The sequence below is a fragment of the Mycobacterium sp. SMC-13 genome, assembly GCF_045311035.1.
GTDB lineage: Bacteria > Actinomycetota > Actinomycetes > Mycobacteriales > Mycobacteriaceae > Mycobacterium.
Genome location: NZ_JBJIAI010000016.1, coordinates 122520 through 129637, shown reverse-complemented (window position 1 = coordinate 129637; position 7118 = coordinate 122520). Strand labels below are relative to the sequence as shown.

General features: G+C 67.5%; 5 protein-coding genes and 1 tRNA gene. 3 read left to right on the top strand and 3 right to left on the bottom strand.

Annotation, left to right across the window (positions count from 1 at the left end):
• Positions 1 to 467: 467 nt before the first annotated feature.
• The 3 genes from ACJH6I_RS21990 to ACJH6I_RS21980 form a co-directional block, all read right to left on the bottom strand.
• The gene (locus ACJH6I_RS21990) at positions 468 to 1109 is read right to left on the bottom strand and encodes a hypothetical protein (protein WP_346414332.1); all 642 of its coding nucleotides are present in this window, start codon (positions 1107 to 1109) and stop codon (positions 468 to 470) included.
• 8 nt (positions 1110 to 1117) lie between these two features.
• Positions 1118 to 1441, bottom strand: coding sequence for a hypothetical protein (locus tag ACJH6I_RS21985; protein ID WP_346414333.1), 324 nt, complete (start codon positions 1439 to 1441; stop codon positions 1118 to 1120).
• Between the two features lie 19 nt (positions 1442 to 1460).
• Positions 1461 to 1533, bottom strand: a tRNA-Arg gene (locus tag ACJH6I_RS21980).
• A 166-nt stretch (positions 1534 to 1699) separates the two neighbouring features.
• On the opposite strand from ACJH6I_RS21980, the gene ACJH6I_RS21975 reads away from it, so the two are divergent.
• The 3 genes from ACJH6I_RS21975 to ACJH6I_RS21965 are packed head-to-tail and all read left to right on the top strand — an operon-like array spanning position 1700 to position 7118.
• Positions 1700 to 3181, top strand: a complete 1482-nt coding sequence (locus ACJH6I_RS21975; protein WP_346414334.1) for a wax ester/triacylglycerol synthase family O-acyltransferase — start codon at positions 1700 to 1702, stop codon at positions 3179 to 3181.
• Positions 3178 to 4755, top strand: coding sequence for an HAD-IB family hydrolase/lysophospholipid acyltransferase family protein (locus tag ACJH6I_RS21970; protein ID WP_346414335.1), 1578 nt, complete (start codon positions 3178 to 3180; stop codon positions 4753 to 4755). Before ACJH6I_RS21975 ends, ACJH6I_RS21970 begins: the two co-directional genes overlap by 4 nt.
• Positions 4752 to 7118 carry a glycerol-3-phosphate 1-O-acyltransferase gene (locus ACJH6I_RS21965; RefSeq protein WP_346414336.1) on the top strand — a complete coding sequence of 789 codons (2367 nt, stop codon included), beginning with the start codon at positions 4752 to 4754 and terminating at the stop codon, positions 7116 to 7118. The genes ACJH6I_RS21970 and ACJH6I_RS21965 overlap by 4 nt, the downstream gene beginning before the upstream one ends.

Below are 7118 nucleotides of genomic sequence, written 5' to 3'. Positions count from 1 at the left end.
CCACCGACCCCACACCGGCATCGGCGGAATGACACCAATCGAGCGCCTACGCGTTCACAACCTACCCGTGAAGAACAGCTAGACCCGTTGGGGTGCTATGCAACCGCTACGGAAATGCCGAGGCCTCGCCACCGTGCTGGTGGCGAGGCCTCGACCTGATAGGAATACGTCGGGATTCGAACCCCGGGTCAAGAACAACTAGGAACCAGACCCCTGCGACCGTGCAGAATGACGCATCCTAGAACACTCTATCTTTGATGGGTTGGACGATTCAAGGGTCGGCGTGCCTTAGTCGTCACAAGTGTGTCGACGGTCCAATTGCCTCACGGTGGTCGCCGAGAATCGGCGTCGGATATAGGGCCATATTATCGGGTCTGTATAAATGATTGTGCGGAGCGGCTTTGGACGGCGAATTTCATAAATGGGATTTTTGCCAGATGCGCATTTTGGTGCACAAATTCCGGCGCTTATCTGTTGGTGAAACGGCATTCCGGCGGGGGGATTCTGGAATTTTTGCTGCTGGAATGCCGTTTCTGCGCGGAGGCGGCCGTTGAACGGGCACAATGCGCAGGTCCATAGGAGGGGTGATGAGCGACGGCGCAGATTCGCCCGCAATGCGGCAGCGCGTCGAAGACCGCTACCGGCAGCTGGCCGAGCTGCGTCAGCTGCGGCCCATTGTCGCCGTCGTGAACCGCTTCACCGAGATCGACGGCGGCACGCTGGGCACCGTGGTGTCGGTGCAGTTGTTCACCACGGTCATCCCGCTGGCGATCATCGGCTTCAGCTATCTCACCGGGTTCGCCGACAGCGCGAGCCCCGGCGTCGTGGTGAGTCGGCAGCTCGGTCTGGCGTCGCCGCTGACCGATCATGTCCGAGCCGCCTTCGGCCGCGCGTCGGGTCTGCGGTCCAACTGGACGTTCTTCGGCGTCGCGAGCTTCCTGGTGTGGGGCATCCCGATGTCGATGACCATTGCCGGCATCTTTGCCAAGGCCTGGCGCCGCGAACCGTTCGGCTGGGGCGGCAAGCTGTGGCGCGGCGTGACGTGGTTCGTCCTGTATCTGACGATGATCGGGGTCCGGGAACGGATCGCGTTCGGTGCCGAGCACCACGGGTGGAGTCAGATTCTGCTCTTCGCCGTGTCGCTGATCCCGGTCTGGATCTTCTGGACGATCACCCCGGCGCTCCTCGTGCGCGACGGCGGCCGCGCCTGGCGTGCGCTGCTGCTCGCGGGGTTGGCGGGCGTCGTCATCGAGGGCACCATCCTGCCGCTGGCCGCCCGGATGATCTTCCCGCCGCTGCTACGCGGGTGGGACGACTTCGGGCCGATCGGCGTGGCGATGGCGCTGCTCACGTGGTGCGGCATCAGTGGCGCCGGCTGGGTCGTCACGGCGTGCGTCGGGGCGGTGCTGTGGGAGCGGACGGCGCCGTCGCGCACGGTCATCGAGGCCGAGACGGGTGAGCGCCCCCGACAGGACTCGAACCTGCAACCTACGGAGTAGAAATCCGCTGCGCTATCCATTGCGCCACGGGGGCACGTAAACGATACGCAACCGCGCAGATGTGAAGGCAACGCACTCGCCGTAGCCCGATGACGCCTCTGCACAGTGGCCATGGCAACAGCCGTATTGCCCGCACCCTCCCCGGCGGCGGACTAGCGTTAGGGTCCAGCGCTGGGCAACGACGGAGGAGAGCGACAGCCATGAGCGACGTGCCGGACTTTGACACGGCCGGGTTGCCCGAAGAGTTGAGTGCGGTTGATCAGTTGATGCATCGCGGGGAGGCCAATCCGCGCACCCGGTCCGGCATCATGGGCGTCGAGCTGCTGGACGTCACCCCGGACTGGGAGCGGTACCGCGCGGGGTTCGAGCAGGCGTCCCGCAAGGCCATCCGCCTGCGGCAGAAGGTCGTGATGCCGAGCCTGCCGACGGCGGCGGCGCGCTGGGTCGTCGACCCCGACTTCAATCTGGATTTCCACGTGCGGCGCGTGCGTGCCCCCGGCGCGGGAACGCTGCGTGAGGTCTTCGACTTCGCCGAGCTGGCGCTGCAGTCGCCGCTCGACATCTCGCGTCCGCTGTGGACGGCCACGTTGGTCGAAGGGCTGGCCGGCGGTGGCGCCGCGAACATCGTGCACATGAGCCACGCCGTCACCGACGGTGTGGGCAGCATGGAGATGTTCGCGAACCTCTACGACCTCGAGCGCGATCCCGCGCCGCGGCCGTCGGCGCCGTTGCCGATCCCCGAAGACCTGTCGCCGAACGACCTTGCGCGCCAGGGTATCAACGCGTTACCGAAGGGCATCGCCAACAACGTGCTCGACGTGACGCGCGGCGCGGCCGGGCTGCTCGGGCGCATGATGCGCGACCCGGCCGACGCGGTCGGCGGGGTGGTCGACTACGTCCGGTCGAGCCGGCGGGTGATGACGCCCGCGGCGCCACCGTCGCCGGTGCTGCGCCGCCGCGGTCTGGCGTCGCGCAGCGAGGCGATCGACATCAAATTCAGTGATCTGCACAAGGCGTCCAAGGCCGCCGAGGGCTCCATCAACGACGCCTATCTCGCCGCGCTGTGCGGCGCGCTGCGCCGCTACCACGAGGCCAAGGGCATCCCGGTGGCGACGCTGCCGATGGCGGTGCCGGTGAACGTGCGCTCCGACTCGGACCCCGCGGGTGGCAACAGGTTTGCGGGGGTGAACATCGCCGCGCCCATCGGCGTCGTCGACCCGCGCAAGCGCATCCAGAAGGTGCGCGCCCAGATGACCCGCAAGCGCGAGGAGCGCGCCATCGAGGTGGTGGGTGTCGTCGCGCCGTTGCTGAACCTGGTGCCGGACCCGCTGCTGGAGTCCATGGCCGGCTCGGTGGTCAATTCCGATGTGCAGGCCAGCAACGTGCCCGGCCCGCCGATGGACACCTACATCGCCGGCGCAAAGGTGCTGCGGCACTACGGAATCGGGCCCCTGCCCGGTGTCGCGATGATGGCGGTGCTCATCTCGCGCAGCGGCTGGGTCACCATCAGCACCCGCTACGACCGGGCATCGATCAACGATCCCGAGCTGTGGGCCCGCTGCCTGCTCGACGGATTCAACGAGGTGCTGGCCCTCGGTGGGGACGGCCGGGCCGTTCCGGCGTCGTTCGCGCTGTCGGACGAACAGGCCGAGCCGGCAGTGAACGGGGGTGCCGCACAATGAGTTCGGACGACGACTACGCGGGCGAGTTCCGCAACGCCCGGCTGCCGGGCTCGGTGGCGGAGATTCTGGCCAGCCCCGAGGGGCCGGAGGTTGGCGCGTTCTTCGACATGGACGGCACCCTGGTCGCCGGGTTCACCGGCGTGATCATGACGCAGGACCGGTTGCGCCGCCGCCAGATGGGCGTCGGTGAGTTCATCGGCATGGTGCAGGCCGCGGTGAACCATCAACTGGGACGCGCCGAGTTCGAGGACCTGATCGGCCGCGGCGCGCGGATGCTGAACGGCAATTCGCTCAGTGACCTCGACGAGCTGGGCGAGCGGCTGTTCATCCAGCACATCAAGAAGCGGATCTATCCCGAGATGCGCGAGCTCGTCCGCGCGCACCAGGCGCGCGGGCACACCGTCGTGCTGAGCTCGTCGGCGCTGACGGTCCAGGTGGAACCGGTGGCGAACTTCCTGGGCATCAAGAACGTGCTGTGCAACAAGTTCGAGACGGACGAGAACGGACTCATCACCGGTGAGGTGGTCCGGCCGGTGCTGTGGGGGCCCGGAAAGGCCAACGCCGCACAGCATTTCGCGGCGAACAACGGTGTCGACCTGGCGAAGAGCTACTTCTATGCCGACGGCGACGAAGATGTCGCCCTGATGTACCTGGTCGGCAATCCGCGGCCCACCAATCCGGCGGCGAAACTGGAATCGGTTGCGGCCAAGCGTGGTTGGCCGGTGCTGAAGTTCTCCAGCCGCAGTGGCAGCAGCCCCATCGCGCAGCTGCGGACCTTCGCCGGTATCGCGTCGCTGGCGCCGGTCGCCGCCGGTGCGCTCGGGCTCGGGCTGTTGACCGGCAGTCGGCGCACGGGCGTCAACTTCTTCACGTCGGCATGGAGCAAGGCGTTGATGGCGACCCTGGGCATCGACCTGAACGTGCTCGGCGCGGAGAACCTGCGGGCGCAACGGCCCGCGGTGTTCATCTTCAACCACCGCAACCAGGCCGACCCGATGATCGCCGGCGCACTGGTGAGCGACAACTTCACCTCGGTGGGCAAGAAGGAGCTGGAGAGCAACCCGATCATGGGCACCATCGGCAAGGTGATGGACGCCGCGTTCATCGACCGCGATGATCCCGCCTCGGCCATCGAGAGCCTGCACAAGATGGAAGAGCTTGCCCGCAAGGGCCTGTCGATCCTGATCGCACCCGAGGGCACCCGCCTGGACACCACCGAGGTCGGCGAGTTCAAGAAGGGCCCGTTCCGGATGGCCATGGCCGCGGGTATCCCCGTCGTGCCGATCGTGATCCGCAACGCGGAGGTGATCGCCGCGCGCGATTCGTCGACCTTCCACGCGGGCAAGGTCGATGTCGTCGTGTACCCGCCGATCTCGGTCGAGGACTGGACCCTGGACGACCTGTCGGAGCGCATCGCGGAGGTGCGTCAGCTCTATCTCGACACCCTCCGAAAATGGCCGCACGACAAGGTGCCCGACGCCGCGCTGTACCACCGGACCGCGGCGCCGGTCGAACCTGATGAGTCGCCCGACGACAGCGGCGACGCGCCGCGCAGCGCCAAGGGCCGACGGTGAAGCACACCGCGGACGACCTCGCCAGCTTCGACCCGACGGACGACGCGCTGGTGCTGACCGCGGTCGGCTCGGCTGCCGAGTGGGACCTGCTCAACGACTGGCTGGCGCACCAACGTAAGCAGCACCCGGATACCCGCCTCGAGGTGCTCCGGTTGCCGACCGAGGGCGAGCCCTCGCCCGGCACGCTGGCCCGCCTGGTGGAACTGCTCGGCGCCGACGAAAGCCGGTCGGTGGTGCCCGTCCGGGTGTTCTGGGTGCCCGCCGGGCTGCCGACGCGCTCCAAGATCGTGGGGTTGATCTCCGGCCGCGACCGGTATCGGCCGCCGGAGCTGCTGCAGCGCCGCATCCTGCGCAAGGACCCGCTGCGGGCCCGGGTGGTGGCCGGTGAGCCCGCCACGGTGGGGCAGTTGCGGCAGCAGTGGAAAGACACCACGACCGCCGAAAACCCCAGGGAATTCGCCCGTTTCGTGCTGCGCCGGGCCCAGCTCGCCATCGAGCGGGTGGAGCTGCGGCTGCTGGGGCCCGAGTACAAGTCACCGCGGCTGGTCAAGCCCGAGGTGCTGGCGTCGGCGCGATTCCGGGAGGGCCTGGAGAAAATCCCCGGCGCGACGGTCGAGAAGGCCGGCGAGATGCTCGACGAGCTCTCGACGGGCTGGAGCCGGTTCTCCGTCGACTTCATCCCGAAGATCGGGCGCGCCATCTTCAGTCGCGGTTTCGACCCCAACGTGGACTACGACCGCGAGCAGGTCGAGGCCATGCGGCACGCGCTCGAGCTGCACCCCGCCGTCCTGCTCTTCTCGCACCGGTCCTACCTCGACGGCGTGATCGTGCCGGTGGCAATGCAGGAGAACCGCCTGCCACCGGTGCACACGTTCGCCGGCATCAACCTGGCCTTCGGCCTGATGGGGCCGATCTTCCGGCACTCCGGCGTCATCTTCATCCGGCGCAACATCGCCGGCGACCCGCTCTACAAGTACGTGCTCAAGGAGTACGTCGGGTACATCGTGGAGAAGCGCTTCAACCTCAACTGGTCCATCGAGGGCACCCGCTCCCGGACCGGAAAGATGTTGCCGCCCAAGCTCGGTCTGCTCGCCTACGTCGCCGACGCGTACTTCGACGGCCGCAGCGAGGACATCCTGCTGCAGCCCGTCTCCATCAGCTTCGACCAGCTGCACGAGACGGCCGAGTACGCCGCGTACGCCCGCGGCGGCGAGAAGACCCCCGAAGGCCTGAGCTGGCTCTACCACTACATCAAGGCACAGGGCGACCGGAACTTCGGCAAGATCTACGTGCGGTTCCCCAAAGCGGTGTCGATGCGCGAACAGCTGGGGCCACCGGACGGTGAGATCGCCAACGACCCGGCGGCCAAACGCCTTGCGCTGCAGAAGATGGCGTTCGAAGTGGCCTGGCGCATCCTGCGGGCGACCCCGATCAACGCCACGGCGCTCGTGTCGGCGCTGCTGCTGACCACCCGCGGCCTGGCACTGACGCTGGACCAGCTGCACCACACCCTGCAGGACGCGCTGGACTACCTTGAGCGCAAACAGATTCCGATGACCAACTCGGTCCTGCGGCTGCGTACCCCCGAGGGGGTCCGGGCCGCGCTCGACGCGATGTCCGGCGGGCATCCGGTGACGGCGGTCGACAGTGGCCGGCAGCCGGTCTGGTACATCGCGCCGCAGGACGAACACGAGGCCGCGTTCTACCGCAACACGACCATCGACGCGTTCCTGGAAACCGCCATCGTCGAGTTGGCCATGGCACATGCGGCCAAGGCGGAATCCGATCCGGTGGAGGCCTTCTGGTCGCAGGTGATGCGGTTGCGCGACCTGCTCAAGTTCGAGTTCTACTTCGCCGACTCGGCATCCTTCCGCGAGCACATCGTGGAGGAGATGTCGTGGCAGGCGAATTGCGAGCAGCAGTTGGCCGAGGGCGGCGAGGCCATCTACGCGATGCTGCGGGCCAAGCGCCCGATCATCGCCGGCGCGATGCTGCGGCCGTTCCTGGAGGCCTACGAGCTGGTCGCCGACGTCTTGCGGGGTACGCCGCCCGACATCAGTGAGAAGGACCTGACGAAGCGGGCCCTCGGCGTCGGCCGGCAGTACGTCGCACAGGGCCGGATTCGCAGCAACGAGTCGGTGTCGGCGCTGCTGTTCACGACGGCACGGCAGGTGGTCGCCGACCAGAAGCTGCTCGAGGCGGCGCCTGATCTGGAAGAGCGGCGCACGGCGTTCCTCGCCGAACTGCGGGCGATCCTCGCGGACCTGGCGACCGTCGACTCGATCGGCTGGATCAAGTTCGACGTCCGGGAGCTGCAGCGGCGCAAGGCCAAGAAGGCCATCGACGTCATCGAGGCCGAGTAA

Bases quoted from the DNA above. Each gene is read 5' to 3' on its own strand.
- ACJH6I_RS21985 (WP_346414333.1), bottom strand. From the start codon at position 1,441: ATGACCGTGCGCGACGGCGCCGTCCGCTCCCACAGCACCGCCCCGACG.
- ACJH6I_RS21975 (WP_346414334.1), top strand. From the start codon at position 1,700: ATGAGCGACGTGCCGGACTTTGACACGGCCGGGTTGCCCGAAGAGTTG.
- ACJH6I_RS21970 (WP_346414335.1), top strand. From the start codon at position 3,178: ATGAGTTCGGACGACGACTACGCGGGCGAGTTCCGCAACGCCCGGCTG.